The sequence below is a fragment of the Janthinobacterium sp. 78 genome, from assembly GCF_003096775.1.
In the GTDB taxonomy this organism is placed as follows: Bacteria; Pseudomonadota; Gammaproteobacteria; order Burkholderiales; family Burkholderiaceae_D; genus Janthinobacterium; species Janthinobacterium tructae.
Genome location: NZ_QENT01000001.1, coordinates 3,436,214 through 3,463,168, shown reverse-complemented (window position 1 = coordinate 3,463,168; position 26,955 = coordinate 3,436,214). Strand labels below are relative to the sequence as shown.

The window sequence follows — 26,955 nt, the reverse complement described above, 5'->3', positions numbered from 1 at the left end:
CTTGCTTAGCCCAGTTGCCGCACGATGTGCGGCCCCAGCAGGTTAGCCAGCGGCAGCGGCAGGCGGCGCCAGGCGCGGATGAACAGCGCGTATCTGGGATTCAGAGGATTGACTTCCGGCAAGGCTGTGGCACGCACCAACTGGTAGGCGTACGGCAGCGGCTGCGGCGTAAAACCCCAGTTCTTCTTGAAGTCCCAGGCCCCCGTACCGAGCTTGCTGCGGCCGAAATCGAACAGGCGGCAGCCGCGTTCGCAGGCGCGGCGCATCGCTTCCCAGTACATGAAGTCGTTGGCGCCCGTGCTGCGCGCCAGCGGCGTACCGCCGCCGTAATACGGCAGCACTTCATCGCGGAAATAGAACAGCAGCACGCTGGCCTGCGCCTGCTGGCCGTGATATACGGTGAGGATCTCGCAATCGGTGCCGAAGACCGTGCGCAGCAGGGCAAAATGGCGGCGCGCGAAGACGGGCGTGCCCAGCCGGTGCACGCTGGCCGCATAGATCGGGTAAAAGCGCTGCAGGTCATAGTCGATGGCGCCGTGCAGGCCGCCCGCCATGGCCTTGCGCACGACGGCGCGCTGCTTGCGCGGTATCGCCAGCAAGTTCTGTTCGGCATCGGGATGCAGGGGGCGGCGGAAGGTTGCGTACAGCGGTTTGTGCAGCCAGGTTGGGCCCGGGTTTTCTTGCGCATTTCCTTCCACCTCGCGCCAGCGGTATTCCAGGTGCCCCACGCCGAGACGCCGGGCCAGCGCCTGCGCCGCTTCGTCGAGGGCCAGTCGCACGGCCGGGCTGCCGCCGGCGATGCCACCGTACACGCAAAACGGCAGCGAGACGAGGGACGAGCCGAACAGTCGGCTGCGCACATGCGCCAGCGGCAACACGGCGGCGATGCGCCCGTCCTGTTCCGCGTACAGGAAATGGCTGTCGTGTTTAAAACCTTGCTGCAGGATGGTGTGCCAGCCGGCGCGGTGAAAGAAGGTGGCGTCGGGACAAGCCTCGACAAAGGCATCCCAGCGTGCATGCTCGTGCGCCTGCAGGGACCGCACGGCAATGGCGGCGCTGGACGGCGTCCGGTCGGCAGGAAGGCTGGCCTCGTGCATCATGTGCTTTCCAAAAAAATACGGTCCATGCGGTCCCAGGTGAAGTCGGCCGTCAGGCGCGCCAGCCGCGCTTCCATGCGCCCCAGGTTCAGGTAGTGGCGAAAGCGCGTTTTCGCGCTCAGGCCTGGCGGGCGCGGCTGGCCGGGATCGAGTTCCCAAGGATGAAAGTAGAATATGCCAGCTTGCCCGTCGCGCGAATTGATGCGTCGCAAAAGCCAGCGCGACAGTGCATACGGCATCAATCTGAAGTAACCGCCGCCGCCGGCCGGCAGATTGCGCCCGCGCACGCGCACGGTGCTGACGGGCAATTCCAGCATGCCGTGCGGCCCGCGTGGGCGCCAGGCGAAACGGGGAGCATCGGGCATGCCGTAATGGTCGTGGCGGATCGGATAGATGCTGGAACTGTAGCGGTAGCCCGCTTCCTGCAGCACGTCGAAGGCCCACAGATTGGCCGCGCCGATGGAAAAACTGGGCGCCCGGTAGCCGTGCACGGGCAACCCTGTCAATTGCTCCAGGATGGTCTTGCTGCGGTGCACATCGTCGGCGAACTGGGCGGCCGACTGGTCGCAGGCGCGCAGGTGCGCATAGCCGTGGCTGGCCACCTCATGCCCCGCGCCGGCCACGCGGCGCAGCATGGCCGGATAGCGCTCGGCGATCCAGCCCAATGTGAAAAAGGTGGCCTGGATGCGCCGGCGTTCCAGCAGCAGCAGGATGCGCTCGATGTTCGCCTCGACCCGGCATTCCAGACGGGGCCAGTCGGCGCGCGCGATGTGCGGCGCGAAGGCGGACACCTGGAAATAGTCTTCCACGTCGATGGTCAGGGCGTTGCGCAGTATTGCCGGCGGCGTCATGGCGTGTCCCGGAGCGCCGCCAGCCAGGGCGCGATGACGGCGGCGATGCGCGCGGCTGCGTGGCCATCCCACAGCGGCGGAATGCGGCCCCGCTTGCCGCCCGTCTCGAGGATGGCGCGCGCCAGCGCCAGGATGGCGGTCGGGTCAGTGCCGGCCAGGGTATTCGTGCCGGCACTGACGGTGACGGGGCGCTCCGTATTGGCGCGCAGGGTCAGACAAGGCACGCCCAGAGCCGTGCTTTCTTCCTGGATGCCGCCGGAATCGGTCAGCACCAGGCGCGCGCCCTGCATCAGGCCCAGCATTTCCAGGTAGCCCAGCGGCGGCAGGCAGACGATGGCCTGGCGCGCCAGCAATGGTTCCAGGCCCGCCAGGCGCAAGCCGGCCAGGGTGCGCGGGTGGATGGGGAACAGCAGCGGCAGCTGGCATGACAATTGCCCGAGCGCCTGCAGCAGCGCTTGCAGCTGCGCCGCATCATCGACGTTCGACGGCCGGTGCAAGGTCAACAGGCCATACGCGGGCGGACAGGCGTGGCCGTGCGCGCGCAGGGTGGCGGCGGGCTTGACTGCGCGCGGCAGTTGCTGGCGCAGGCTGTCGATCATGACGTTGCCCGTGAAATGGATGCGTTCGGGGGCGATGCCTTCGCGCAGCAGGTTGGCGCGCGCGCCTTCCTCGCTGGTCAGCAGCAGATCGGACAATTGATCCGTCAGCACGCGGTTGATTTCCTCGGGCATGCGCCGGTCGCCGCTGCGCAGGCCCGCCTCGACGTGGATCACGGCAATGTTCCGCTTGGCCGCCACCAGCGCGCACGCGAGGGTCGAATTGACGTCGCCCACCACCAGCACGGCATCGGGCGCCAGCGGCGGATGCGTGTCGAGCACGGCGTCGAAGCGGCGCATGATCTCGGCCGTCTGCTGCGCGTGGTTGCCGGAGCCGACGTCGAGGGCGATGTCGGGCGCGCGCAGGTCCAGATCCGTAAACAGTTGGCTATTCATGGCCGTGTCGTAGTGCTGGCCGGTATGCAACAACGTCACGCGCACGGTGGGCGCCTGGCGCGCCAGGGCGGCCAGGATGGGCGCCATTTTCATCAGGTTGGGGCGCGCGGCCACCACGCACAGCAGGTGCGCGGGCGCGGCGGACGCAAGCGAGGGGTCGGACATTGCAGCCTCCTTAGAATTGCATGGTGAGCGTGGCGCTGACGCCGTTTTCGCGGTAGTTGCCGCCCCGGTTGCTGGCGTGCCGCATGTGCCGCACATCGATGCTGGCCGTCATGTTCGGCTGCAGGACGCGGCTGTAGCCGGCCGTCACGGTGATGTTGTTGTCGCGCCGGGGCACGCTCAGCGAGCGCACGCCGGCGTAGCCGGCATTGACATTCACGCTGGTGCGCGAATTGGCTTGCCAGCTCCAGCCCACGTTGGCGCCGACCTGGCGCGTGCGGTCTTCGCTGCCGAACTCCATGCCGGGTAGCAAGGCGCTGTCGATGCCGCTGGCCGTTTGCGCAGTGCGGTCGATGGCCGTGACGCCGGCGACTAGCGTGCTTTTGGCCGTGGCGCGCGCCATCGTCAGCTTCAGCTGCTTTTGCAGGAAATAGCGGTGGCTGAAGTAATTGATGGCGCCCCGTTCCGGCCCCAGGCTGTTGGCGTAGCGCAGGAAGGCATTGATGCGCAGGCGCCTGTCGCGCGCGTTGGGAAAGATGCCGCGCCATAATTGATCGAGCAGCTGGCCCGCGTCGCGGTCGCCCAGGCGCGCAAACTGCGTGGGCATGGTGGTGATGTCTTCGCTGTAGCTCAGTTGCCAGTTGGTATGGCGCTGCAGGAAGTTGGCATCGAGGCTGTAGGTGGTGCCAAAAAAGCGCTTGCCCGTGCTGAAAGCCAGGCTGGTGCGCGGCGACGGTGTCCACACGCCGCCCAGCGACCAGAAGCGGCCTTCCGGCGCCTTGCCGTTGCTCGATATATAGCCTTCCTTCTCCATGCCGCCGCTGGCCGTGGCCGCCCATTTTCTGCTGAACGGATAGCGCAGGCCCACGCTGCTGCGCTGCATGCGCACGGGCGCCAGCTTGCTGTCCTGCGTGCGGCGCACATCGTGGCTGGCGTTCCAGGACCAGCCGCTGCCGCGCGGCTCGCCGCTGAGCAGCAATTCCATCTCATCGCTGTGCACGGACAGCAACTCGCCGCCGCTGGCTACCGTATTGCGCGTGTAGCGCAGCTCGGCCGTGGCCAGGCCGCGGAAGCGGTGGCGCAGGTAGGGGCTGATGCTGGTGGTGCGTACCGTGCTGGTATTGTCCGTGTCGGGCAGATCATCGATCAGTTGCGGGCCGAACGGCGAGAGGTTGCGCCGGCTCACGCTGGCGTTGGCATCGATGAAGAACCAGTCCTGCACCAGCTCGGCGTCGGCTGCGGCATGCAAGTCGTGGTTGTCGCTATTGCCGCGCTGCCCCGAGAGGTATTTGTGCCAGCTGTAATCGAGGTTTACGCGCAGGCGCGGGCCCGTGCCGATGAGGGCGATGGCGGGCGCGATTTCCGTGATGAAGTCCGCTTGCGCCTTGCCGGGCGGCGCGCGCAGCGCATTGTCCGTATAGCTTTCACGCAGGCGCAGCGACGGTTTCACCAGCCAGTCGACGGCAAAGGCCGGCAGGGGCAGCAGCAAAGACAGCAAAGGCAGCAACGGCGGCAGCGCCAGCGGTAACGACACCCGGCGGCTAGTCGTAATAGCCATAGCCGTAGTAGTCGTTGCCGGGGAACGATTTGGTCTTGTTGTAGATCAAATGAATGTGTTCGCACGCTTCGATCTGGCGCAGCGCTTCCTTGACGGCGTGCTGGGTCGTCGTTTCCGCCTCGACCACCATCACCACTTGGCCCATCTGTCCCACCAGCGCGTGCGCTTCGCTGGTAATGAGCAAGGGTGGCGAATCGAAGACGACGATGCGGTCGCTATAGCGGCTGGCGATCTCGGCCAGCAGCCGGCTCATGGCCCGGCTGGCCAGCAATTCCGTCGCGTGCTTGTTGCTGCGCCCGGCAGGCAGGATGCGCAGGTTGGCCACGTTGGTTTTCAGGATCACGTCCCCCATCGCCAGCTGCGGGTCGAGCAGCACGTCCATCAGTCCAGGCTCGGGCGGCAGGCCCAGCACTTTCAGGACGGACGGGCGCGCCACGTCGGCATCGACCAGCAGCACCGTGATATCCATTTCCATGGCGATGCTCATGGCCAGGTTGACGGCGCAATACGTCTTGCCTTCGCCGGGCATGGCGCTGGTGACGACGATCAGGTTGCCGTGGCGGATGGCCTCGGCGCCGCTGGCGCGCGCCTGGCGCAGCAGCGGGCGCTTGATGATGCGAAAATCTTCGGCCACCGAACTGCGCCCGCCTTCCTGCGTGAGCATGCCTTGCTCCGCCAGGCGGGCCAGGTTCAGGGGGCGGTACTGGGGGGCGGCGGCCGCCGCCGCGCCATCCGCACCATCCGCGACATCTGGACCATAAGCCACGCTGGCCTCGGCCACGCCCAGGATCGTGGATTCCTGCTTGCCGCTGTCCTTGCTGCTCATCGTCGCTCCCTTGGTGGCTCTAGAATTTCAGCAGCGCGGCCGTCATGACCCCGCCGTACAGCAGGAACAGGCTGCCCAGACAGCCGGCAAAGGCATAGCGGGCGCGGCGGCGGCGCACCTGCTGCAGCGGCGTCCAGTTCATCGATACCGTGCCCAGCACATTCAAGCCCGTGGCATCGCGCAGTTCGGCGGGGCTGAGGAAGGTGGGGCGCACCTGGCTGATCAAGAGGGCCGTGGCGATGCCGGCCACCAGCGCCGCGCCCAGCGCTGCGGAAAACAGCAGCGGACGGTTCGGGCCGACGGGCGCATATTGCACCGTGGGCGGGTCGATGATCTTGAAGGCCATCATCTCGGTCGTGGAACTGAGTTCGCCCGACAGCTTGGCCGCTTCGCGCCGGCCGATCAGCTTTTCATAGTTTTCCTTGTTGATGATGTAGTCGCGGTTCAGTTGCGCCAGCTGCGATTCCACCTCGGGTACGGCATTGCTTTGCGCCAGCAGGCGCTCATTGCGCGCGTTGTATTCCTGCACGCGGGCGCGGATGGCGGCCACCTTGGCGTCCGCGTCCGTCAGCGCCACCTTCAACTGCTGCAGCATGGGGCTGTAGTTCTTGCCCGGGTCGCCGGACGCCGTTTTCAGCTTGCTTTCCTCGATTTTGCGCTCTTCCAGCTGGGCAATGAGGCGCTTCGAGGCGATGATGTCGGGATGCAATTCCGTAAATTGCATGCGCAGGCTGTCCAGATTCTTGTTCAGCGAGGCGATGCGCTCATCGAGTTCAGGGTTGGTGATGGCCGCCGCGTTCGGTTCCAAATCGAGCACGGGCTCGTCGCCTTCGATCTGGCTCAGGATGGCCTTGCGCGCCTGTTCCGCCTCGACCAGTTCCAGCTTGGCATTGTTCAGGCTATCGGATGACATCAGCAGCTGGCTGCCATAGTCGATGCCCTGGCGCGGCAGCAGCAGGTTGTTGCGGATCTTGAATTCCTTCACCAGGTTTTCCGCCGCGCTCAGCTTGTCCTCGTAATTCTTGATCTGCTCGTCGATGAATTGCACGGCTTTCTGCGAATCGCCCTTTTTTCCCTGGAAACTGCCTTCGACAAAGATGGTCAGCAGGCTTTGCACCACGTCGCGCACCAGCTTCGGGTCGCGCCCGCTGTAGCTGATGGTGTAGATGTCGTAGGCGCTGGTGCCGCTGATCTTGATGCGGCTCATCAGCTCATCGAGCCGGGCTTCGTGTTCGCGCACGGTCTTCGAATTCAGATCGAGGTCGACCATGCGCATGACGCGCTCCACGTTGGGGCGGCTGAGCAGGGTGCGGCTCATGATGGCCACCTGCTGTTCCGTGTTCGGCACGCTGGTCATGCCGGCCAGCAGCGGCTTGAGGATGGTTTGCGTATCGACAAACACGCGCGCCGACGTCTGGAAGTCGTCGGGTAGCGTAATGACCTTGATGAAGCCACCGATCGCCACCAGCCACGCCACCAGCAGCGCATGCCAGCGGTACTTCCAGATGCCTTTCAGGCTGGAAAGCAGTTGCTGTATCAATTGCTCCATGTCGCTTCCTTCTGGTGACGGTGCTGCACGGTCGATGGCTGGGCGGCGCGGACAACGGCGTCTTGCAAGAAATGCTTGCCTGTTGAGTAAGCAAAGTATAGGGCGCCTGTGGAGCAAGATTTCCCAAGATGATTGCTTCTTGATACGCCTCAAGGTTCACTTGCCGGGTTTTAATAATCATAGGAAGTTCGCGGCCCAGGCTGGTTCTGCGGGGCCGGCCATGGACGCGCCATCGACTCGAAGAGGCCCCGCATGAATCCGTTTCGCCGTGCTTTTGTCTGCCACACGCTGCTCCTGGCCTGTAGCGCCAGCTTGCTGGGGGGCTGCCGCACACGCTATCCGCTGGCGCCCGCCGACGACAGCGCCCCCATGCACGACTATCTGATCGGCCCGGGCGACTCCGTCAACATCATCGTCTGGCGCAATCCGGAAGTGTCGCTGACGGTGGCCGTGCGGCCCGATGGCAAGATCACCACGCCGCTGGTGGAGGATCTGGCCGCCAGCGGCAAGACCTCGACTCAGCTGGCGCGCGATATCGAGCAAGCCTTGGGCAAGTTTATCCAGCAACCGGTGGTGACGGTCATCGTCACCAATTTCTCGGGCCCGTATGGCGAGCAGATCCGGGTCATCGGCGAGGCGGCCAAGCCGCAGGCGCTGCCGTACCGCCTCGGCATGTCGCTGATGGACGTGCTCATCGCCGTGGGCGGCATCACGGACTTTGCCGCTGGCAACAAGGCCAGCATCATCCGCATGCGCGACGGCAGCCAGCAGCAGCTGCGCGTGCGCCTGGACGACCTGCTCAAGAGCGGCGATATTTCCGCGAATGTCATGATGCGGCCGGGCGACGTGTTGCTGATACCGGAGAGCTTTTTTTAGCAGCGGGCTCGGCAATATCAAAACAGTACTTATATTTGTCAATTTGTACTTGCAGGCAAATTTCAGCGTGCAATTTTGCTATTAAATAGCACTATCTTCTGTTTTTTTGCCTGACGCGGGAACTTCTCTGCTTTTTATCTTGTCACAAGGCATTGGCTTCAGTCCGTTTAGACGGCTGCCCAATGAACGTGAGGACAAGATGAGCTTTCAAGATGAACCTATTATTTCCTTCGACACGCCCGGTACTTTCAGTGACCTGGTGGTGGGCGAGGGCCAGATCGACCCGGCCATGGAGCACGAGCTCGACCTGCAGCGCTTTCATATCCGCATGGCCAATTCGCGTGGCCGGCGCGAGGCGGCCAGTTTGCTGATCCGTAAGATGTACGGCTGGCGCGGCTATGCCGTCGATCCCGGCATCGCGCATGCGTTGAATAAAATCACCCTATTTGCGGAAACGGCAGGCTCCACCGTCGGCACCATGACCCTGTGCCTGGACAATGACGAGACGGGCTTGCCCGCCGATGAAAACTTTCGCGACAAGCTCGACGTGCTGCGCGAGGAAGGCCGGCGCCTGTGCGAACCGTCGCGCCTGGCCATCGACAAGGGCGTGAGCAAGCGCGTGTTTGCGGCGCTGATTCATATTTCTTATATCTATGCCCACAATATTCACGGCTTTACGGATTATGTGATCGAAGTCAATCCACGCCATGTGGTGTTTTACAAGCGCATGCTGGGTTTCAAAGATTTTGGCGGCGAGCGAGAGTGCACGCGCGTGGGCGCGCCGGCCGTCTTGCTGCGCCTGGACCTCGACTACATGGGGGCCCAGATCCGCAAATACGGCGGCATGATGGAACAGCATGGGGGTGAACGGTCGTTTTACCCCTTTTTTTTCCCGACATGGGATGAACCAGGCATTACCGACCGCCTCAGGCAGGGGCGCAACTGATTCATTTGTTTTTCAGCAAGATCGCCTGCATGTGGCTGCCCGGAATCGCGTAGGTGATGCCGCTGGGCGCGGTGATGGCCGCCTCTTTCAAGCCCTTCACATACACCATGTTGACGATGCCATAGACGAGACCGGTCTCGGGATCGAACAGGGGGCTGCCGCTGCTGCCCGGATACGCCGTCGCGTCCAGCTGGAATACCGTGTACGGCGCTTTTTGCAGCTGCGCCAGGCGCCGGGTGTCGAGGCGCTGCGCCGTGGCGCTGGGCCTGACCACCGGCGTCAGCGACGATACGGTGGCGCGGTGCGTCACGTGGTGCAGACCCAGCAAGGTACCCAGCGGGAAGCCGGTGAAGGCCATGGCCTGGCCTTCGCGCACCGTGCCCGCGTCGCCCAGCGCCAGGGCCGGCAGGGGTGCGCCCGCCAGGCGCAGCAAGGCCAGGTCGTGCTCCGTGTCCAGCGCCTGGATTTTGGCAGGGCGAAATTGCGCCGCCTCGCCCTGGCCCGTGAGTATGCCGATCACTTCGTTGGGATTGGCATCGAGCAGTTTTTGAATCACATGGGCGCAGGTCAGCACACTCAAGCCGTCGCCCGCCACGAAACCCGTGCCGAGGAAATTCATGGGCGGCGTGCGCGTCGCCTGCAGGCTGCCCACGCCGACGATGGACGGTTTCACGCGCGCAATGACTTGCGCCAGGGCTTGGTCGGCAAGGCAGGGCGCGCTGGCCACAGCCAGGATCAGGCCGGACAGCAGGGCAGAGGAGAATGTCAACGGCAGGGCTTTCATGGCGGCGTGCTTTCAGAGGGAGGAGATGGCGGGGGCTGCAGCAATGCGCACAGCAGCATCAGATAGCACAGCAGGGCGATACGCGGCACGTCGAGCAGGCTGTCGAACAGGCCGACGACGAGAAAACCCAGCAGGGCGGCGGTGCAGGCCAGCGCGCACGGGTTGCCCCCCGTGGCCTGGCGCAGCAGGCGCTGGCCAGCCAGAGAAAGCAAGGCCAGCAGGGACAGGGCGCCACACCAGCCCGTTTCCACCAGCACATGCAGCGCCAGGCTCTTGATATGCCACGGCAAGTGATGGTGGTCGCTGCTGAAAAACCAGTAATTGTTGGCCTGCGTAAAGCGCCCGTTGGCGATCAATTCCTCGCCGCCTGGCGCGCGCAGGCTCAGATTGTCGACGTCGATCACGGACGAGGTGGCCGTGCCGCTGGCCGCCAGTTCCAGCTGCACGGGCGGGCGCAGCAGCCAGGCGCCCGCGCCCAGCCATTTGCTGTCGAACGGCACTTCATAGTGCTGCCAGGCCGGCACGGGATTGCCAGGCGGGGGCACCTGCAGGCGCAGGGGGATAGGCACGCAACCTTGTGCGTACAGCAATTGTCTCTGGCACAGGCGCACCAGCAGCACGGGCATGGGACCGCTTCGGCGCACGTCCAGCGCCAGCGTGTAGTGCGTGGCCGGCTGCAGCGGCAGGCGTTGCAGCAGCCGCAGCAGTTCGCCATAGCCGGCGCTGTAGCCGGGACTGGCCAGGCGCACATAGGTGTTGCCGGCATTGCCAGGCGCGCCCTCTTCTTGCGCATAGGCGATGCTGGCCGGCACGTCGCGTCCCGGATTGTGCCAGTAGTACGTGGCGGGAAAGCTGCCCATGCCCATGCCGAACAGCTGAGCGCCCCAGTCGGACGGCTGCATCGCCAGCACTTGCCGCCAATGGCGCAAGCGGCCTTGCAGGTCGAAGGCTGTGGTGGCGAAACGTTCAGTGGCGTAATAGCTGGCCGAGACGGGGATGGCCAGCAGCAGCAGGATGCCGGCCGCGCCCGCGATGCTCAGGCTGGCCCGGTCCAGCCGCCATAGCGGCGCGCGCAAGCGTCCATTGCACAGCATCAGCATGGCCAGCAACACGACCAGCCCAGCCGGTGCCAGGGCGGGAGCACCGGCCCAGTGCCAGCCTATCCAGACGAGATTGCACGCCAGCATGGTCCACGCCATCATCGCCAGGACCAGCCTGGCAGGCCCTTTGCCGGCAGCGCCGCCCGGCCACAGGGTGCCGGGCAGCAGCGCGCCCGCCAGCAGCACGGCGGCCAGCAGGAACAGGAAATACGGGCCTTTCAGCCAGCCGGTAGCCGGCTGGCCGGCCCCTTCCGGCCACCAGCTGGCCAGCAGCCCCTGCAGGCACAGCGCACACAGCAGGCTGGCCGGCGCCAGGCGCCATGGCAAGGGCCGCGCGGCCAGCACGAAGCTGGCCGTGAGCAGGATGACGGCGGCGAGCAAGCCCCGGTAGCCGGCCAGGCTGAACATGTAGACGAGCAGGACGGTGCCCAGGCCGGCCAGCAGCAGCATCAGCAAGGGTTTGCGCATGGGTCGCCGGCCCGTCGGGCGCCGCGCCGCGCCGGGGGCTGTGCGCAAGGTCTGCCACATGGCCAGCAGCACGGCCAGCAGCACCGCCGCCGCCAGGGCCGCGTACAGGCCCCGTGAAAAGGTGGTACATGCCGCGTGCAGGGCCAGTGCCAGCAGCAGCAAGGCCAGCGCCGCTTGCCAGCGGCTGCGCGCGCGCGCCAGCCACAGTGCCGCAAATGGCAGGCTCAGGGCCAGATAGCCGTCCAGCGCGGCGCCGCCCGTGTGCATGGCGGAAAACGGCGCCGTGATGCGATAGTCGCTGGAGAGGTTCGTCAAACCGGGAAACACGGCCCGTTCCCACAGCGCGAACAGCGACACCATGGCCAGCCCGGCCAGCATGCCTGGCAGTGCGTAGCGGCGCAGGGTGGACGGCTCCCCGTCGCGCAGCAGCAGCGGCAGCAGCAGCATGCTCCAGGCCCAGGCCTTGCCCAACCGCAAGCTGTTGTAGGGGCTCAGGTAATTATCCCAGGCATACACATCGAGGGGCGGCAGCGGCAGCACGCCGCGCAGCAGCGCCGCCAGCCAGGCCAGGCTGCACAGCAGCAGGCAGGCGCGGGCGGCGGGCGACAGCTGCGCCGCAGCGCTCCGGGCCGGTTCGCCCAGGCGCCAATAGCCGCAGGCTACCGTCAGCAACAGCAGCACGTCGATTTCTTCGAGGAAGAACCAGCCCGTCCACGGCGCCAGGTCCAGCACGGGCAGCAGGGCGGGCACGCAGAACAGCCAGCAGGCGGGACGCCAGCACAGCAGCAGGAAATAGGCGGGCAGCAGGGCGGCAAACACCAGGCCGGGCCAGCCGTGGCCCAGCGGATAATGGCGCAGGGCCAGCATGCAGGCCGCGCCCGCCAGCAAGGCCAGCAGCCGTGCTGCCAGGCCGGGCAGGGCCGTGTGCGCCAGCATGGCCTAGAGCTGGGTCAGCAAGGCCTGCGCCTCGGCCCGCTGCGGGAACTCCTTGTTGGCGGCAAGCAGCTGTTCCAGTTGCTTGCGCGCCCCCGGCTTGTCGCCCGATTTCGCCAGCGCCGCAGCCAGGTGGTACTGGACTTCGGGCAACTTCGGCGCCAGGCCGGCCGCCTTGCGCAGCAGGATGGTCGCGCGCTTGACGTCGCCCTGTTCCAGCACGATCCAGCCCAGGGTGTCGAGCACGATGGGGTTGTCCGGCACCAGCTTGAGCGCCTGCTCGGCGGTCGCCAGCGCGCGCGGATCTTTTTCCTGCTGATACGCCCAGGCCAGGTCGTTCAGCGCTGCCACATTGGCCGTGTCCTTGGCCACGATGTACTGCAGCTGTTCGATGGCCGCGCCGTATTGCTTTGCCGCCAGCTTGGCCCCGGCCAGGTAGCTGCGCACGCCCAGGTCATCGGGCTTGTCCTTCAGCCAGGCCGCCATGCGCGTATCGGCCTCGCGCACCTGGCCCGCGGCCAGCATGGCGCGGTGCAACTGCACCTGCATGGGGCCGATATTGCTGAGCTGAATGGCGTGTTGGTACAGCTTGACGGCTTCCTGCGGCAGTTTCTGCGCCATCAGCACGTCGCCTTCGAGCTTGTAGCCGGCCGCCAGCTTCGGCTGCTGTTCCTGCACCTGGCGCGCCACGGCCAGCGCGTCGCGCTGGCGGTTCAGCGACAGCAGCAGGGTTACTTCGACCACGCGCGCTTCGAGCAGGGTGGGATCGAGCAATTGCGCCCGCTTGGCCGCTTGCAGCGCATTCTGGCGGTCGCCCAGCGCCAGGTGCAGGCTGGCGATGCGCATCTGCAGCGGTGCCGACGTCGTCTGTATGCTGGCCAGCTTGCTGTAGCTGTCGAGCGCCGCCTGCGTCTGGCCGGCGCCGTATTCGACCTGCGCCCGCATGGCCAGCGCCTCGGCGTCGTCCGGGTGGCCCGACTGCAGGGTGCGTGCCAGTTCCAGCGCCTTGTCGGGCGCGCCCGTCTGCAGGTAAAAGTTACTCAGCAGCAGGGCCGGCGCGACGGCGTCGGGATTGTCGCGGTGGGCCCGTTCCAGCCAGCGCCGCGCCTCGTCCATCTTGCCTTGCGAGGCGGCCAGCTTGGCCAGCGCCGCGCACAAGTCGGCATTTTTTGGCGCTTTCGCCAGCGCCCGCTCGAAGCGCTGTTTTGCTTGTTCCGGCTTTTTCCCGGCCAGGTCGAGTTGCGCCAGGTTGTTCAGCGCGGGGAGATAGACAGGGTCCATCCCCAGCGCCTGCTCGAAACTGGCGCGCGCGGCGGGGACGTCGCGCAAGGCCATGTAGACGCCGCCTTTCAGGTTCAGCAGCAGTGGATTCGTGCCTTTCTGCTGCTGTTCCAGCATCTTGACGGTGGCCAGGGCCTTGTCATTCTGTTTGTTGCGCAGCAAGGTCAGCACCAGCATGGTGCCCACCTGCGGCGTGCTCTTGTCGAGCATGCTGGCGCGTTCCAGTTCGTCGATGGCACGGCTGTTCTCGCCCATGCCCAGGCGGCTGATGCCCAGCGCCGCATGCAGCCTGGCCGTGTCCGGCGCCAGGGTATTGGCCTTTTCGAAATACGCCGTGGCCTTGTCGTAGCGGCGCGCGCGCAAATGCGCCTCGCCCGCCAGCGACAGCAGTTCCACGTCGTCGGGAAAGGTGGCCAGTACGGGCAGCAGCAGGTCGAGGGCGGCATCGGTCTTGCCGCGCATCAGTTCGATCGACGCCATCATCTTGAGCGCGTACAGATGTTTGGGATAGACGGCCAGGAAGCGCTGCAGATAGTTTTCCGCCAGTTGCGGCGAGCCCAGCTTCAGTTGCACGGCGCCGGCCAGCAGGATGGACGGCATATGCTCGGGTGCCGCCTTGAGCACAAGTTGCAACGATTGCAGGGCCGCCTTGTTCTTGCCCTGGCGGAAATCGAGCAGCGCCTGGGCCTGCAGCAAGCCCAGGCTGTTGGGTGCCGTCTTGCGCGCCGTGGCCAGCTTGGCCGCCGCTTCCAGGTAGCGGTTTTCCAGGAGATCGAGGTTGGCCAGGTCGATATGCGCCTGGGTATTGTCCGGCTTGAGCTTGAGGATCTGCATGTAGGCGAGGCGCGCCGCACCGTTCTTGCCTTGCAGGCGCTGCAGGTCGCCCTGCAGCCGCAAGGCGTCGAGGTTGGCGGGCGCGCTTTTCAGCGCCTGGGCCAGCAGCAGCTCGGCCGCCGGCACCTGCTGCTCCAGCGCCGCCAGCCGCGCCAGGCCCAGCAGGGCCTCGACCTGGCCGGGATGGGCTTCGAGCAGGCGCGCAAACACGGCGCGCGCCTCGTCCTGGCGACCCAGGGCCAGCAAGGCATCGCCGCGCAGGCCCAGCAGGCTGGCGGGCTGCGCCGTGTCATCGGCGATCTCGGCCAGTACCTTGTCGAACTGGCCCAGCATCAGCCAGGCCTTGCCCAGCAATGGCATCACTTGCTGCGCCGCCGTGCCCAGCGACTTTGCCCTGCGCAATTCTTTCTCGGCCGACAGTGCTTCGCCCGTGTCGATATAGATACTGCCCAGCAGCAAGCGCGCCGCCGCATTGTCCGGCTCCTTTTGCAGCAGGTTCTTCAACTGGATGATGGCGGCGCGCGCCTCGCCCTTCTGGCGGTACTGCTGCGCCTCGGCCAGCAGCGATGCGCTGCTCTGCGTGCCGTGGCACCCAGCCAGCAAGGGCAGCAGCAGGGTGCAGCACAGCGCGGCGGCCGGCAAGCCGGGGAAAAGGCGGGGCAGGGTACGGGCCATGGAAGTCTCCGGTAGCGGCGTGCATGAAGGATGGGCATGGCCTAGCTTAAAAAGATGGGCGCCGCTCTCCTTGATTGCGCTCAACAAGCCGCCGATTGTCCGCGCGCCTGCTTGGCGCCGCTTCGTGTTCCTTGTTCCTGCTCAAGAATGGCCGGGCCGGCGACCGTAGAATTTCCCCGACGGCGATACTCAGGCCGCAACCATTGGGAGCACATGCATATGGACAGCAAGGTGGATGGCAATGTGAATCACAAAGCGGGCGTGGTGGCGGTGATGGGGCTCGGTTATGTCGGCTTGCAGCTGGCCGTAGCGTTCGGCATGCGCCAGCGCACCATCGGCATTGACTTGTCGGCACGCAAGGTCGAAAGTTACCGCAACCATGTCGACCCCACGGGCGAAGTAAGTACGGAACAGCTGCGCGCGGCGCAGTGGCTGAGCGTGGGCTGCGATCCGGCCGAGCTGCAACTGGCCGATTTCATCGTCGTGGCCGTGCCCACGCCCGTCGACAGCGCGCACAATCCCGATTTTTCCGCCCTGGCCGGCGCCAGCGCGGCCGTCGGCCGCCATATGCGGCGCGGCGCCACCGTCATCTACGAGTCCACCGTGTACCCGGGCGCCACCGAGGAAATCTGCATCCCCATTCTCGAGCTGCATTCTGGCCTGCGCTGGAAGGAAGATTTTCATGTGGGCTTTTCACCCGAGCGCATCAACCCCGGCGACAAGGACCACACCCTGCACAGCATCCGCAAGGTGGTCTCGGGCGACGACGCGGCCACCCTGGACAAGGTGGCCGCCCTGTACGAAGGCGTGGTCGCGGCCGGCGTGCACCGGGCCTCGAGCATCAAGGTGGCAGAAGCGGCCAAGGTCATCGAAAACACGCAGCGCGACCTGAATATCGCGCTGATGAACGAACTGGCCATTATCTTTGACCGCATCGGCATCGATACCCTGGAAGTGCTGCAGGCGGCGGGCACAAAATGGAATTTCCTGCCATTCCGTCCCGGCCTGGTGGGCGGCCACTGCATCGGCGTCGACCCGTATTATTTGACGCACAAGGCGGAAATGCTGGGCTACCATCCGCATGTGATCCTGGCCGGGCGCCGCATCAACGACGGCATGGCCAAATTCGTGGCGGAAAAGACCATCAAGGAAATGGTGCGCGCCGGTTTCAAATTGAAGGGTTCGCACATTAACGTGCTGGGACTGACCTTCAAGGAAAATTGCCCTGACTTGCGCAACTCGAAAGTGGTCGACATGATCCACGAACTGCAATCGTACGGTGTGCAAGTGCATGTGCACGACCCCGTCGCCGATGGCCGCGAAGCGCTGGAAGAGTATGGTTTGACCCTGGAAAGCTGGCACCAGCTGCCGCGGGCCGAGGCCATCATCAGCGCCGTCTCGCACCAGGCCTTGCTGGCCCGTCCGCTGGCCGACTTCCAGGCCAAGGTGCTGGAAAACGGCTGTTTCATCGACATCAAGTCGCATTTCGACCCCCGTCCGCTGGCGGACGGCGGCCTGCACGTGTGGCGGCTGTGATGGCGGCCGACGCTTTCGATGCCGCAGCAGACACGGCGCAGGAGTCAGCCGGTGGCGTGGCGGGCCCGGCTGCCGGCGTTTACGCGCAAGCGTGTGCGCAACTGGCCAGCGAACCGCGCCGCTGGCTGGTGACGGGCGTGGCCGGTTTCATCGGCTCGCACCTGCTGGAAACCTTGCTGCAACTGGGCCAGGAAGTGCGCGGCCTGGACAATTTTTTGACGGGCCACCGGCATAACCTGGAGCAGGTGCGCGCCAGCGTGGGCGAAGCGGCATGGCGGCGTTTCAGCTTCATCGAAGGCGATATCCGCGATCCGCAGGCGTGCGCGCGCGCGTGCGGCGCGCCAGCGCCGGCCGCCGGCAGTGGCGACGGTACGGCAGATGGTGGCGGCGGCAGCTTGAGCGAGCACGGCCGTGCCGATCCAGGCGGCCCCGTCGCCGTCGATTTTGTGCTGCATCAGGCGGCGCTCGGTTCCGTCTCGCGTTCGCTGGAAGACCCGCTGCTGTGCCATGCCGTCAATGTCAGCGGTTTCCTGAACATGCTGGCCGCCGCGCGCGAGGCGGGCGTGCAGCGCTTCGTGTATGCCGCGTCGAGCGCCACCTATGGCGACCATCCGGCCTTGCCGAAAGTGGAAGAGCACATCGGCGCGCCCCTGTCGCCGTATGCCTTGAGTAAATATGTCAATGAATTGTACGCGCAGGTGTACGCGCGCTGCTACGCAACACAGACAGTGGGGCTGCGCTATTTCAATGTCTTCGGCCCCAGGCAAGACCCGCTGGGCGCCTACGCGGCCGTGATTCCCTGCTGGATCGCCGCCATGCTGGACGGCCAGGCCGTGCACATCCATGGCGACGGCGCCACCAGCCGCGATTTCTGCTTTGTGCACAATGCCGTGCAAGCCAATATCCTGGCCGCCACCGGCACCGACCCGGCAGCCGTCAACCAGGTCTACAACGTGGCCGTCAACGCCCGCACCAGTCTGACCCAATTGCACGCCAGCATGCAGCAGATGTTGCTGGCCGCCCTGCCGCAGCACGTGCCGCAGGCACCCGAATATGGCGAATTTCGCGCCGGCGACGTGCGCCATTCGCAGGCGGACATCGCCAAGGCGACCCGCTTGCTCGGCTATGTGCCCACGCACGATCTGGCGCAAGGCTTGCGGCACACCATCGCCTGGTATGTGGCGCAGGCGGGCCTGGCGTGAGGTACGAGCTGGCCGCACCTGACGTATGCGCGCTGGCGGCCCGCATTGTGGCCCGCTTACTATATGTCCAATACAATGCCACACCCGCGCGATTGCCAGCCCCCTAGTGTTGCACGGGCGTAGCTGCCGGTGTTGCCGGCTTGGGCGGTTCGGGCACACCGTCGCTCTTGCTGTGCAGGGTACGGGGTGTGCCGCGAAAATCGGCCGTATGCAGGGTGACGGGGCGGCGCCAGATGCGGGCGATATACGCCAGCACCTGTTCCGCCCGCTCCAGGTCGAGGCCGCGCCCATCGCGCTGGTGATCGTGGCGCAGCACCAGGCTGCCGTCGTCGTTAAGCAGGGTGACGGCGATGCACGGCACGCCATAATTGTATTTGGGCGCCAGGATGGCTTCGCGGATGGCCCGCAAGTCGCGGCTGGCCAGGCGCGTTTCGCCGTCGCGGCGGCTTTCATGCACGAACAGGCCCAGACGGTCAGCCAGTTCCCCGTCCAGATAGTTGCGGATGAAACTGCAGTCATCGTCGTCGCGGCAAATCTGGCGCGCCCGCGCCAGTCCTTCGCGCTCGATGATGTGTTCCCACATGCAAAAGCCCAGGTGATAGGGATTGACGGCCAGCGCCTGCTGGTGCTCGCCCGCGTAAGGGCGCACCACGTCCGAATGCGACTTGATGGCAGACAGATACAATGCGGGCGGCAGGAAGTCGGCTTCGCGCAGCAGCCGCGCATGCCAGTACGAGGCCCAGCCTTCGTTCATGATCTGGCAGGCGTACACGGGATAGAAGTAAAACGACTCTTCGCGCACGGCCAAAAAAATGTCGCGTTCCCAGTCGGCCAGCTCCGGCCCATGCTGTGCGATGAACCATAATAAATCGTACTCGGCTTGCGGCGGCAGGAGCGGGCGCTGCGTCACACGTGCCCTGGCCGCCTCGCGCGCCGCCAGCGTGGCGGCCTCACCTGGCAAGCGCCGGTAGCGCCGGTCAAACGGGCCGTCTGCGGCGGCTTGGTCTGGCGTGCCCGCGACGCCAGCTGGCCCCGATGCCGCGGCATAGGGCGGGCGGTGCAGCTCGGCATGGATGTCCACATGCTGCTCCAGCGCCAGTGCCGCGTCGAGCACGGCTTCCACCTGCTCTTGCCCGTGCCGTTGCAACGCTATTTCCAGGCGCTGCGCCCGCGCCGCGCTTTGTTGCAGGATGTGCTGGCCCGCCATGGCGCCGAAGCGCAGGAACAGGGCATTGCGGCTGGCAAAATCGGCGTGACCGAGCACATGCGCCGTGACGAGGGTGTTTTCGGCCACGGAATTGTGCTCCGCCATGTAGGCATGGCAAGGGTCGCCGGGAAACATGACCTCGAAAATATGCGAATTGCCCATCTTCTGATGCACGAGCTGGTGGATGTAGCGCACGCCGAACGACCAGTGACGCATGCGCACGGGCAAGCCATAGATGGCGATCTCGTTCATGAAATTGTCCGGCACCAGCTCGAACTCGACGGGCGCAAACGCCAGGCCCAGCTCGCGCGCCAGTGCTTCGATGCGCGCCGCGTAACCGTCCAGGCCCATGGTGTCGATGCTGTCGGCCTTGTCGGCCTGGTCTGCCGCACCGCCGTGGTCCAGGGCGTCAGGCCGCGTCATGACGCTGCCTCCGTGTCGGCCGCTTCGTGCTGGAAAAAGGTACGGATGGCCGCCCACACATCGTCAGGCTTGCTGAGGATGCTGCTGTGCAAGGGCAAGCCCCGCCGTTCCTGCTCGGCGCACAGGCTGTGCATTTCCGTTTCCAGGCTGCGCGGCACGCCGGGCAAGGTTTCCACATAGCCCATATAGTTGAGCAAGGCGGCCAGTTCGCCCAGGCCCAGGCTGGCGGCCGCCCTGTCTTCGCTGAAATTTTCGCCATCGGAGGCATAGAACAGATAGGCGTTATAGCGTCCCGGCGCGTAGTGTTCCTGCAGCAGTTCGCGGCTCAGGCGAAAGGCGGTGGACGCCATGGTGCCACCCATGCCATTGACCTGGAAGAATTCGGCTTCGGAAAATTCCCAGGCGCGCGTCGTATGGGCGATGAAGCGCGTTTCCACGCGCGCATACCTGCGCCGCAAGCCCTGCAAGGCAAAGAAAAAGAAGGACTTGGCCAACTTGCGCTCGGCTTGCGCCATGCTGGCCGACACGTCCAGCACGAAAAACACGACGGCATTCGTGCTGCGGCGGGGCTGTGCCAGCACCTGGCGGTAACGCAAGTCATCATTGGTGAAGGGCACGGGCTGCGCTTGCAGGGCGCGCCGCTTGATCGCTTCCTTGACGGTGCGGCGCCGGTCCAGGCGCGAGCGGGCGCCATGCCGGTCCAGGCCGCTGCGTACCAGCCGCACGTCGTCGATCGCGCCCAGGTGGCGCGGCTTCAGGTGCGGCAGTTCGAAGGCGTCCCATAGCCAGTCGAGGATGTCGTCGATGGGAAACTCCAGCAGCAGGCGCACCGCCCCCTCGCCATCGCCGCCTGGCGCACCGGCCTCGCCTGTGGCGGCAGGGCGCGCCGCGCGCAGGAGATCGCCGGGCTGGCCGTCACCCTGGCCCGCCCCCACGCTGTTGCGCGCGGGCGCCAGGCGAAAATGCGCATGTTCGAGCAGGCGCATGGGCACTTGCACGGTGCGCTGCTGCGGTCCGCCGATCAGGTCAGGCGTGGCGATCAGCTCGGGCAAGTGCGCCTGCACGGCATCGCGTACTTTCTGGTTATGGCGCAGCCAGTCGCGCGCGCCGCGCGAGAACAAGCCGTACCAGGGCTGGGCCAGGGCCGGCGCGGTGGACACTGGCGAAGTCGTGGCGGCCATGGCTATTCCTGCCCCAGCAAGGTGGTCACGTAGTTGAGCGCTTCGCGCGCGCTATGGGCGTCATAACCGTATTCGTCCACCAGGCGCTGCTCGACGGCGGAGATCCTGGCCCGCACGTCATCGTCGGGGCGCTTGGCCGAACCGACCAGGCGCAGCACGTCGCGCCGCTGCTCGAACAGATACTGCTGGATGGCATCGTGCAATTGCGCGTGGCTGCCCAGGCCAAAGGGCTCACCCCGCTTGAAGGCGCCCATGGCCTTGCGCACCACTTCTTGTCGGAACGACTGCTTGCCCGCGTCGCTGATATGGATTTTTTCTTCCACGGCGCGCAGGAAGCGCTCGTCGGGGCGGCGCTCTTCGCTGGTCATGGGGTCGCGGATCTGGCGGTTGTCGAGCATGGCTTCGACTTCATCGAGATACTTGCTCAGCAAGTCCTGCGCTTCTTGCTCGAACGACACGAACAGGGCCTTGTGCACGTCGGCCTTGACCCAGCGGTTATAGAAATCCTTGCGCGTGAGCACCAGATAATCGACCCACTGGCGCTTGCGCCGCGGTTCGATGCGCGCATCGCTTTCGATGCCATCCTTCAGGGCCAGCAGTACATCCATGGTGGAGAGGCTGTTGCGCTGGGCGGAAATGATGGCGTGCGACAGGGCATTGATGACAAAACGGGGCGACACGCCCGACAAGCCCTCGTCGGGCGACTTGTCGCGCGCGCGCAGGCGCCGGATGTCGGCATGCTGCAAGTCGTCGACGTCTTCGTCCGCATACACGCGCAGCTTCTTGACCAGTTCGGCTTCCTTGTCCTCGCCTTCGGGCAGGCGGCTGAGGATGGCGAACACGGCCGCCGCATGCAGCACGTGCGGATCGAGATGCACGTCGCGAAAAGCGGGCGCGGCCGCTAGGATCAGCTTGCGGTAAATGCGCGCTTCTTCGCGGTAATTGAGTGTATACGGCACTTGCACGATGACCATGCGGTCGAGCAGCGCCTCGTTTTCGCTTTCTTGCAGAAATTTGCGAAATTCGGCCAGATTCGTGTGCGCGAGAATGGTTTCGTCGAGGTAAATCAGGGGAAATCGTGACACCTTGACATTCTTTTCCTGCGTCAGGGTGAGTAGTAAATAGAGGAATTCGCGCTTGACCTTGAGGATTTCGATCATTTCCAGCATGCCGCGGCTGGCCGCATACACGGCGCCGGACCACGACCAGGCGCGCGGATCGCCTTCGTCGCCGTACTGCGCCACTTTCGACAGGTCGACGGAACCGACCAGGTCGGCCAGGTCGGCCGTGGTGGGGTCGTGCGGCGCATACGTGCCGATGCCGCAGCGGCCCGCCTCGGACAGGTGGATGCGTTCGACGGGCATGCGCAGGAAGTCGCCCGCGTACTGTTCTTCCAGCCGTGCGCGGCAATGGGGACACAGTTCGCCATGCAGCTCGGCGTCATAGCTGGCGCGAAAGTCAGCGCGCATGCTGTGCGGCACCAGGTGCAGCGGCGATTCATGCACGGGACAGCCGGCGATGCCGTACAAGGCGCCTTCGCTGCTGTGGCTGTATTCTTCCAGCCCCCGTTTGAGCAGGATCACCAGGCTCGACTTGCCGCCCGATGGCGGACCCAGCAGCAGCAGCATGCGCCGGCCCACTTCGGAGCCGGCGGCCGCCGCCTTGAAGTAGGCGGCCACGCGGTCGATCGCCTCGTCGATGCCGAACAGCTCGTCGTCGAACAGGCGGCAGCGGAAGCGCCCGCTGTCATCGGTCTGGCCGTTCCCGCGCATCATGTCCCACAGGTACTGGTGCGCGCTGCGCGTCAGCAGGGCCGCGCGACCGGGCAGGATTTGCTCGATGAAGTCGGCAAAACTGCCGCGCCAGGGGCTGATGCGGTGTTTTTCCGCCCAGGCCGCCATGCCGTGCAGAAAACCGGCATGCTGGCCTGCTTGCTCGCCCGCAGGCGCGTCGTCGTGGCGTGTCATACCAGGGCTCGTCATTGTTTCCCCATCCATACCGTTGCCGGTGTTGCTGTTGTTTCTTACCTTGCTGTTGTTGCTAACCTTGCTGTCGTGGAGCAGGCCCGGTTCCAGCCTGTCGGCCAAGTATACGGCGGCGCCTCTGGCCGCACGCCTGATCTCGCTCAACCTTGACGAGGGAACTATTTTTGCCCTCCTTTTGCCCCTTTGGCGCAGGGCTGTCACGCGCCTGCGCACTTCAATCCAGATCAATACCGGCCGGCGCGGCCCGTCCACACTGGATATCCAGAGCACCCCACGAGGAGAACATGATGATCGGCAATGATAACGGTTTCAGCGCCCCACCCGGCAGCAGCGGCCAGGGGCAAAGTGCGGACGATGAAGAGGCCATCGGCCAATTTTCCACCCCCGGCGCAGACGACAATACGATCGAGAGCGCATCCGTCTCAGACGTGCCCGACGCCTTGAGCGGCGTCAGCATGGAATTGCTGGAAATCAAGCGCAGTATCGAAGACGGCATGCGCCAGTCCATTTCCCAGGCGGGCGGCGTGCGTGCCGCCGACGCCTTCAGCGACGGCGGCAATATCCAGGGCGTGTCCATCGGCCTGGGCGAGGGCGCCAGCGACAGTTCGTCCGGCGAGCCGGGCTTGCCGGCACTGACCCTGTACGTGGCCGAACCCACGTCCGTCGACCGCGCCAAGGCCGCCATCGTTGGGGCCATGGGTGTGCGCGCCGTGGCCAGCGACAGGGTGCCCGTGAACATTGTCGTCACGGGCGTGATCGACGCGCAGCCGCACCGTTTCCGCTTGCGTCCGGCGCCGGGCGGCGTCTCGGTCGGGCATTTCCGCATCACGGCCGGTACCATCGGCTGCCTGGCCGTGGGGCGCAGCGCGCCGCGCAACAGCCGTTTGATGATTCTGAGCAATAATCACGTGCTGGCCAATTCCAACGGCGGCGCGTTCAACGACTGCATCGTGCAGCCGGGCCCTATCGATGGCGGGCGCTGCCCGCAAGACCAGGTGGCCGTGCTCGAGCGCTTCGTGCCCATCAATTTCAGTGGCGGCGTCAATTTTGTCGATTGCGCCACCGGCTGGGCCTGGCCAGACCGCGTGCGTCGCGAACTGGTCTACCTGAGCGGTGGCGTGCCGGCCTATTTCCGCATCAGCAACGCGCTGGCAGCGCCCGCGTTGGGCATGCTGGTCGGCAAATCCGGACGCACGACGCAATTGACGCAGGGCCGCATCACGGGTCTGGGCGCTACCATCAACGTCAATTACGGCGGCGGCAGGATCGCGCTGTTCCAGGACCAGATCGCCATTACGGGTGTCAGCGGGGCATTCAGCGCGGGCGGCGACTCCGGTTCGTCCATCTGGACCTGGAACCAGCAGCGCAATCCCGTCGGTCTGCTGTTTGCCGGCGGCGGCAATATCACGTTTGCCAACCAGATGCGCAGGGTGGTGGTGGCGCTCGACATCAATTTGTACACTTGAGCAGGGTCACAGAAAACGGCGCGGCGGCGTGATGCTTCCTTGCACTGCGCCACCTTTTGCACGATGATGATAGGGTCAGGCGTGGCTGCCATGCTTGGCCTGGCGGGCAAGAGGCGCTGCCGTGCCTCCTTGTTCCACGCGTGCCATGGGCAGCATCAGGAGGATGTGTCATGTCAAACAGTAAATTTGTAACCGCGCCTTACGCCGTCTTCGAGGATGCGGCCATGCCGTATGTGCCGGACGAGGCGGGTAGCCACGCGGTGGCGGGCTTCGCGCATGCCGCACCGCCGCCCGGCCGATTGGAAGCGGCAAAGCGGCGCAATGAGCGGGCCCTGATGGCGATAGATGGCGTCGAAGGCGTCAGCCTGGGGCAGACTGCCATCGGCGGCGAAGCCCTTGTCGTGTATTTGCGCGATGCCTCCGTCAAGCGGCGCGTGCCGTCGCAGGTCGACGGTTACCCGGTGGAAACGAGCATCACGGGCCAGATCGATATCCAGCGCTGGTAGGGCCTAGTGACGTATATGGCAGGCAAGAAAAGCCCGCGTGCGGGCCTTCCTTGCCCTGCGTGCGTTGACCCTATTTGCTCAGGCGGGCTATCGCTTCGGCCACGCCCGCGCCATACGCGGGGTCGCACAGGGTGCAGTTGCCGATGTGGCGTTGCTTGACTTGCTCCGAAGCACCCGAGATGGCGCGCGCCGTGTTGTCGAACAAGGCTTGCTGCTGTGCCGCAGTCATCAGGCGGAACAGGGCCCGTGGCTGCGAATAGTAATCCTCGTCGACACGGTGGTTCCAGTGATCGGCCGCGCCTTCGATACTCAGCGGCGGTTCGCGGAAGTCGGGCTGCTCGGCCCATTCCTGCTCGCTGTTCGGTTCATAGCCCAGGGTGCCGCCCTGGTTGCCGTCGACGCGCATCTGGCCGTCGCGGTGATAGCTGTGGAACGGGCATTTCGGCGCGTTGACGGGGATATGGCTGTGGTTGACACCGAGGCGGTAGCGCTGCGCGTCGCCATATGAAAACAAGCGCCCCTGCAGCATCTTGTCCGGCGAAAAACTGATGCCCGGCACCACGTTGGCCGGGTTGAAGGCCGCCTGCTCCACTTCGGCAAAGTGGTTGTCGGCATTGCGGTTCAGTTCCAGCACGCCCACCTCGATCAGCGGATAGTCGCCGTGCGGCCACACTTTCGACAGGTCGAACGGGTTCAGGTGATACGTGCCTGCCTCTTTTTCCGGCATGATCTGCACGTACAGCGTCCAGCGGGGGAAATCCTTGTTTTCGATGCTCTCGTACAGGTCGCGGTGCGAACTTTCGCGGTCCTTGCCCACCAGCGCCTCGGCTTCGGCGTCCGTCAGGTTTTCAATCCCTTGCTGGGTTTTAAAGGTGAACTTGACCCAGAAACGCTCGTTTTGCGCATTCAGGAAGCTGAAGGTATGGCTGCCGAAGCCGTGCATGTGGCGGAAGCTGCGCGGCAAGCCCCGGTCGCTCATCACCACCGTCACCTGGTGCAGCGCTTCCGGCAGCGAGGTCCAGAAGTCCCAGTTGCTGTTGGCGCTGCGCAGGCCCGTGCGCGGGTCGCGCTTGATGGCGTGGTTCAAATCGGGGAATTTCAGCGGGTCGCGCATGAAGAACACGGGCGTGTTGTTGCCGACCAGGTCCCAGTTGCCTTCTTCCGTGTAGAACTTCAGGGCAAAGCCGCGGATATCGCGCTCCGCGTCCGCCGCGCCCCGTTCGCCAGCCACCGTGGAAAAGCGCGCGAACATGGGCGTTTGCTTGCCCACGGCGCCAAAGATTTTCGCCCGCGTGTAGCGCGTGATGTCGTGCGTGACGGTAAACGTGCCATGCGCGCCGGAACCCTTGGCATGCATGCGGCGCTCGGGGATGACTTCGCGGTCGAAGTGGGCCAGCTTTTCCAGGAACCACACATCTTGCAGCAGGGCAGGGCCGCGTGGGCCGGCCGTCTGGATGTTCTGGTTGTCGACGACAGGCGCGCCAAAGGCGGTGGTCAGCTTTTTCATTGGACTCTTTCTTTATAGGGAGGTCGACGGACGAGCCAAGGCCTGCCCAAACACTGGCTGGGCTGAGCGTATGCGACGTTCACCTTGGCTGGTCCAGAGTAACAAATTTCTAAAAAGCAAATTCAGCGTGCGATTTCGAGGCTGGCATCAGCCCCGCCGTGTCCGGGGACGCAGCTAGACCATCATAGCCCCTCGGCAATGACTAGTCCAACACGATTGATCTGGCGCAAAGCGCAGCGTGATTTTCTAGCGCGCCAGCGAGATGTGGCCATCCTGCAATATGGTTTTGCCTTGATTGGCTTAAAACTTGTTCCAGTTATTGTGCCGGTGTTCCGTCGCTTCCTTCATCAGGTGGCCCGCGCGCAGGGCGTCGTCCGCCTGCACCGTCATGGCCAGCTCCTGGATGGCAGGCGGATATTCGTGGTGGGCCGCTTCTTCCAGCAATGCATGGCCCTTGACCAGGTCGCGCGGCACGCCGCGGCCTTCGCGGTAGGCGTTGTACAGCAGGAACATGGCATGTGGATTGCCCAGCTCGCTCGATTTCTCCAGCCAGCGGGCCGCTATCACGGGATCTTGCGGTACGCCTTCGCCGTTGGCCGCCAGCAGGCCCAGCATCAATGCCGCCTTGGCATGCCCTTGCAGCGCCGCTTGCCGGTACCACAACCAGGCTTGGCCGGGCGTGGCCGCGCGCCGCATCTGCCCCAGTTCGAAGGCCGCTTCCGTGTCGCCGGCGCGGGCCGCCTGTTCGAACAGACTCAGCGCTTCGGCGCGGCGTTCCGGCCGGGCCTGGTAAATCAGCGCCAGTTCGCGCTCGGCGACGGGCATGTCCTTGCCGGCCCAGTTGCGCACCTTGCGCTCGGCTTGCTGGTCGCCCGCCTGGCGCGCGTGCATGGCGACGGCTTCGATTTCCGCTGACGTAGGCGGTGGCGATGCCTGGCAGGCGGCCAGGATAGTGGCCAGGACAGCGGCCAGCACGACGGCGGGGAGGGAGAGTGCGTGTTTCATCTTGA

Annotated in this window: 20 protein-coding genes; 6 read left to right on the top strand and 14 right to left on the bottom strand. The window is 65.2% G+C overall.

Annotated elements, in window-relative coordinates; genetic code table 11:
* Positions 1 to 5: 5 nt before the first annotated feature.
* From C8C92_RS15190 to C8C92_RS15165, 6 genes are read right to left on the bottom strand one after another with little or no spacing between them, the layout of a single operon-like run.
* Positions 6 to 1,100 carry a FemAB family XrtA/PEP-CTERM system-associated protein gene (locus C8C92_RS15190; protein ID WP_116744448.1) on the bottom strand — a complete coding sequence of 365 codons (1,095 nt, stop codon included), beginning with the start codon at positions 1,098 to 1,100 and terminating at the stop codon, positions 6 to 8.
* Positions 1,097 to 1,948: an XrtA system polysaccharide deacetylase gene (locus tag C8C92_RS15185; protein WP_116744447.1), complete on the bottom strand. Its 852-nt coding sequence runs from the start codon at positions 1,946 to 1,948 to the stop codon at positions 1,097 to 1,099. Before C8C92_RS15185 ends, C8C92_RS15190 begins: the two co-directional genes overlap by 4 nt.
* The gene (gene wecB / locus C8C92_RS15180; protein WP_116744446.1) at positions 1,945 to 3,105 is read right to left on the bottom strand and encodes a UDP-N-acetylglucosamine 2-epimerase (non-hydrolyzing); all 1,161 of its coding nucleotides are present in this window, start codon (positions 3,103 to 3,105) and stop codon (positions 1,945 to 1,947) included. Before wecB ends, C8C92_RS15185 begins: the two co-directional genes overlap by 4 nt.
* A 10-nt stretch (positions 3,106 to 3,115) precedes the next feature.
* On the bottom strand, positions 3,116 to 4,660 hold the full coding sequence (locus C8C92_RS15175; RefSeq protein WP_116744445.1) for a TIGR03016 family PEP-CTERM system-associated outer membrane protein: 1,545 nt from the start codon (positions 4,658 to 4,660) through the stop codon (positions 3,116 to 3,118).
* On the bottom strand, positions 4,644 to 5,486 hold the full coding sequence (locus tag C8C92_RS15170) for an XrtA-associated tyrosine autokinase (RefSeq protein ID WP_116744444.1): 843 nt from the start codon (positions 5,484 to 5,486) through the stop codon (positions 4,644 to 4,646). Before C8C92_RS15170 ends, C8C92_RS15175 begins: the two co-directional genes overlap by 17 nt.
* Before the next feature lie 19 nt (positions 5,487 to 5,505).
* Positions 5,506 to 7,035: an XrtA system polysaccharide chain length determinant gene (locus C8C92_RS15165; protein WP_116744443.1), complete on the bottom strand. Its 1,530-nt coding sequence runs from the start codon at positions 7,033 to 7,035 to the stop codon at positions 5,506 to 5,508.
* 252 nt (positions 7,036 to 7,287) lie between these two features.
* Here C8C92_RS15165 and C8C92_RS15160 point away from each other — a divergent pair, with 252 nt between their 5' ends.
* Positions 7,288 to 7,911, top strand: a complete 624-nt coding sequence (locus C8C92_RS15160) for an XrtA/PEP-CTERM system exopolysaccharide export protein (protein ID WP_116744442.1) — start codon at positions 7,288 to 7,290, stop codon at positions 7,909 to 7,911.
* Between the two features lie 199 nt (positions 7,912 to 8,110).
* Positions 8,111 to 8,857: a long-chain N-acyl amino acid synthase gene (locus tag C8C92_RS15155; RefSeq protein ID WP_096235454.1), complete on the top strand. Its 747-nt coding sequence runs from the start codon at positions 8,111 to 8,113 to the stop codon at positions 8,855 to 8,857.
* Between the two features lies 1 nt (position 8,858).
* On the opposite strand, the gene C8C92_RS15150 is transcribed toward C8C92_RS15155, so the two are convergent.
* From C8C92_RS15150 to prsT, 3 genes are read right to left on the bottom strand one after another with little or no spacing between them, the layout of a single operon-like run.
* Positions 8,859 to 9,641, bottom strand: coding sequence for a serine protease (locus tag C8C92_RS15150; protein WP_116744441.1), 783 nt, complete (start codon positions 9,639 to 9,641; stop codon positions 8,859 to 8,861).
* Positions 9,638 to 12,145, bottom strand: coding sequence for a hypothetical protein (locus tag C8C92_RS15145; protein ID WP_116744440.1), 2,508 nt, complete (start codon positions 12,143 to 12,145; stop codon positions 9,638 to 9,640). Before C8C92_RS15145 ends, C8C92_RS15150 begins: the two co-directional genes overlap by 4 nt.
* Before the next feature lie 3 nt (positions 12,146 to 12,148).
* Entirely contained in the window at positions 12,149 to 14,932 is a 2,784-nt protein-coding gene (gene prsT, locus C8C92_RS15140; RefSeq protein WP_116744439.1) for an XrtA/PEP-CTERM system TPR-repeat protein PrsT, read from the bottom strand.
* Positions 14,933 to 15,145: 213 nt separating this feature from the next.
* Here prsT and C8C92_RS15135 point away from each other — a divergent pair, with 213 nt between their 5' ends.
* Together C8C92_RS15135 and C8C92_RS15130 are read left to right on the top strand one after the other, a co-directional pair.
* Positions 15,146 to 16,468, top strand: coding sequence for a nucleotide sugar dehydrogenase (locus tag C8C92_RS15135; protein WP_243420229.1), 1,323 nt, complete (start codon positions 15,146 to 15,148; stop codon positions 16,466 to 16,468).
* Entirely contained in the window at positions 16,468 to 17,670 is a 1,203-nt protein-coding gene (locus C8C92_RS15130) for an SDR family oxidoreductase (protein WP_116744437.1), read from the top strand. Before C8C92_RS15135 ends, C8C92_RS15130 begins: the two co-directional genes overlap by 1 nt.
* Positions 17,671 to 17,773: 103 nt before the next feature.
* Here C8C92_RS15130 and C8C92_RS15125 read toward each other — a convergent pair whose 3' ends face one another.
* The 3 genes from C8C92_RS15125 to C8C92_RS15115 are packed head-to-tail and all read right to left on the bottom strand — an operon-like array spanning position 17,774 to position 22,448.
* On the bottom strand, positions 17,774 to 19,300 hold the full coding sequence (locus C8C92_RS15125) for a SpoVR family protein (protein WP_243420228.1): 1,527 nt from the start codon (positions 19,298 to 19,300) through the stop codon (positions 17,774 to 17,776).
* Positions 19,297 to 20,481, bottom strand: coding sequence for a DUF444 family protein (locus tag C8C92_RS15120; protein WP_116744436.1), 1,185 nt, complete (start codon positions 20,479 to 20,481; stop codon positions 19,297 to 19,299). The genes C8C92_RS15125 and C8C92_RS15120 overlap by 4 nt, the downstream gene beginning before the upstream one ends.
* Before the next feature lie 2 nt (positions 20,482 to 20,483).
* On the bottom strand, positions 20,484 to 22,448 hold the full coding sequence (locus C8C92_RS15115; protein WP_116744435.1) for a serine protein kinase: 1,965 nt from the start codon (positions 22,446 to 22,448) through the stop codon (positions 20,484 to 20,486).
* A gap of 302 nt (positions 22,449 to 22,750) precedes the next feature.
* Here C8C92_RS15115 and C8C92_RS15110 point away from each other — a divergent pair, with 302 nt between their 5' ends.
* On the top strand, positions 22,751 to 23,932 hold the full coding sequence (locus C8C92_RS15110; protein WP_243420227.1) for a S1 family peptidase: 1,182 nt from the start codon (positions 22,751 to 22,753) through the stop codon (positions 23,930 to 23,932).
* A 170-nt stretch (positions 23,933 to 24,102) separates the two neighbouring features.
* Positions 24,103 to 24,438, top strand: a complete 336-nt coding sequence (locus C8C92_RS15105; RefSeq protein WP_116744433.1) for a hypothetical protein — start codon at positions 24,103 to 24,105, stop codon at positions 24,436 to 24,438.
* A gap of 70 nt (positions 24,439 to 24,508) precedes the next feature.
* Here C8C92_RS15105 and C8C92_RS15100 read toward each other — a convergent pair whose 3' ends face one another.
* Both C8C92_RS15100 and C8C92_RS15095 read right to left on the bottom strand, forming a co-directional pair.
* Positions 24,509 to 25,945 (bottom strand): catalase, encoded by a 1,437-nt coding sequence (locus C8C92_RS15100; RefSeq protein WP_116744432.1) that lies wholly within the window; start codon positions 25,943 to 25,945, stop codon positions 24,509 to 24,511.
* A 300-nt stretch (positions 25,946 to 26,245) separates the two neighbouring features.
* Complete coding sequence (locus C8C92_RS15095) at positions 26,246 to 26,950, bottom strand: tetratricopeptide repeat protein (RefSeq protein ID WP_099763781.1); 705 nt, start codon at positions 26,948 to 26,950, stop codon at positions 26,246 to 26,248.
* Between the last annotated feature and the right edge of the window lie 5 nt (positions 26,951 to 26,955).

What these genes read in the sequence shown, in the direction of transcription:
- C8C92_RS15190 (WP_116744448.1), bottom strand. Translation starts at nt 1,100, where the DNA reads ATGATGCACGAGGCCAGCCTTCCTGCCGACCGGACGCCGTCCAGCGCC.
- C8C92_RS15185 (WP_116744447.1), bottom strand. Translation starts at nt 1,948, where the DNA reads ATGACGCCGCCGGCAATACTGCGCAACGCCCTGACCATCGACGTGGAA.
- wecB (WP_116744446.1), bottom strand. Translation starts at nt 3,105, where the DNA reads ATGTCCGACCCCTCGCTTGCGTCCGCCGCGCCCGCGCACCTGCTGTGC.
- C8C92_RS15175 (WP_116744445.1), bottom strand. Translation starts at nt 4,660, where the DNA reads ATGGCTATTACGACTAGCCGCCGGGTGTCGTTACCGCTGGCGCTGCCG.
- C8C92_RS15170 (WP_116744444.1), bottom strand. Translation starts at nt 5,486, where the DNA reads ATGAGCAGCAAGGACAGCGGCAAGCAGGAATCCACGATCCTGGGCGTG.
- C8C92_RS15165 (WP_116744443.1), bottom strand. Translation starts at nt 7,035, where the DNA reads ATGGAGCAATTGATACAGCAACTGCTTTCCAGCCTGAAAGGCATCTGG.
- C8C92_RS15160 (WP_116744442.1), top strand. Translation starts at nt 7,288, where the DNA reads ATGAATCCGTTTCGCCGTGCTTTTGTCTGCCACACGCTGCTCCTGGCC.
- C8C92_RS15155 (WP_096235454.1), top strand. Translation starts at nt 8,111, where the DNA reads ATGAGCTTTCAAGATGAACCTATTATTTCCTTCGACACGCCCGGTACT.
- C8C92_RS15150 (WP_116744441.1), bottom strand. Translation starts at nt 9,641, where the DNA reads ATGAAAGCCCTGCCGTTGACATTCTCCTCTGCCCTGCTGTCCGGCCTG.
- C8C92_RS15145 (WP_116744440.1), bottom strand. Translation starts at nt 12,145, where the DNA reads ATGCTGGCGCACACGGCCCTGCCCGGCCTGGCAGCACGGCTGCTGGCC.
- prsT (WP_116744439.1), bottom strand. Translation starts at nt 14,932, where the DNA reads ATGGCCCGTACCCTGCCCCGCCTTTTCCCCGGCTTGCCGGCCGCCGCG.
- C8C92_RS15135 (WP_243420229.1), top strand. Translation starts at nt 15,146, where the DNA reads ATGCATATGGACAGCAAGGTGGATGGCAATGTGAATCACAAAGCGGGC.
- C8C92_RS15130 (WP_116744437.1), top strand. Translation starts at nt 16,468, where the DNA reads ATGGCGGCCGACGCTTTCGATGCCGCAGCAGACACGGCGCAGGAGTCA.
- C8C92_RS15125 (WP_243420228.1), bottom strand. Translation starts at nt 19,300, where the DNA reads ATGACGCGGCCTGACGCCCTGGACCACGGCGGTGCGGCAGACCAGGCC.
- C8C92_RS15120 (WP_116744436.1), bottom strand. Translation starts at nt 20,481, where the DNA reads ATGGCCGCCACGACTTCGCCAGTGTCCACCGCGCCGGCCCTGGCCCAG.
- C8C92_RS15115 (WP_116744435.1), bottom strand. Translation starts at nt 22,448, where the DNA reads ATGACACGCCACGACGACGCGCCTGCGGGCGAGCAAGCAGGCCAGCAT.
- C8C92_RS15110 (WP_243420227.1), top strand. Translation starts at nt 22,751, where the DNA reads ATGATGATCGGCAATGATAACGGTTTCAGCGCCCCACCCGGCAGCAGC.
- C8C92_RS15105 (WP_116744433.1), top strand. Translation starts at nt 24,103, where the DNA reads ATGTCAAACAGTAAATTTGTAACCGCGCCTTACGCCGTCTTCGAGGAT.
- C8C92_RS15100 (WP_116744432.1), bottom strand. Translation starts at nt 25,945, where the DNA reads ATGAAAAAGCTGACCACCGCCTTTGGCGCGCCTGTCGTCGACAACCAG.
- C8C92_RS15095 (WP_099763781.1), bottom strand. Translation starts at nt 26,950, where the DNA reads ATGAAACACGCACTCTCCCTCCCCGCCGTCGTGCTGGCCGCTGTCCTG.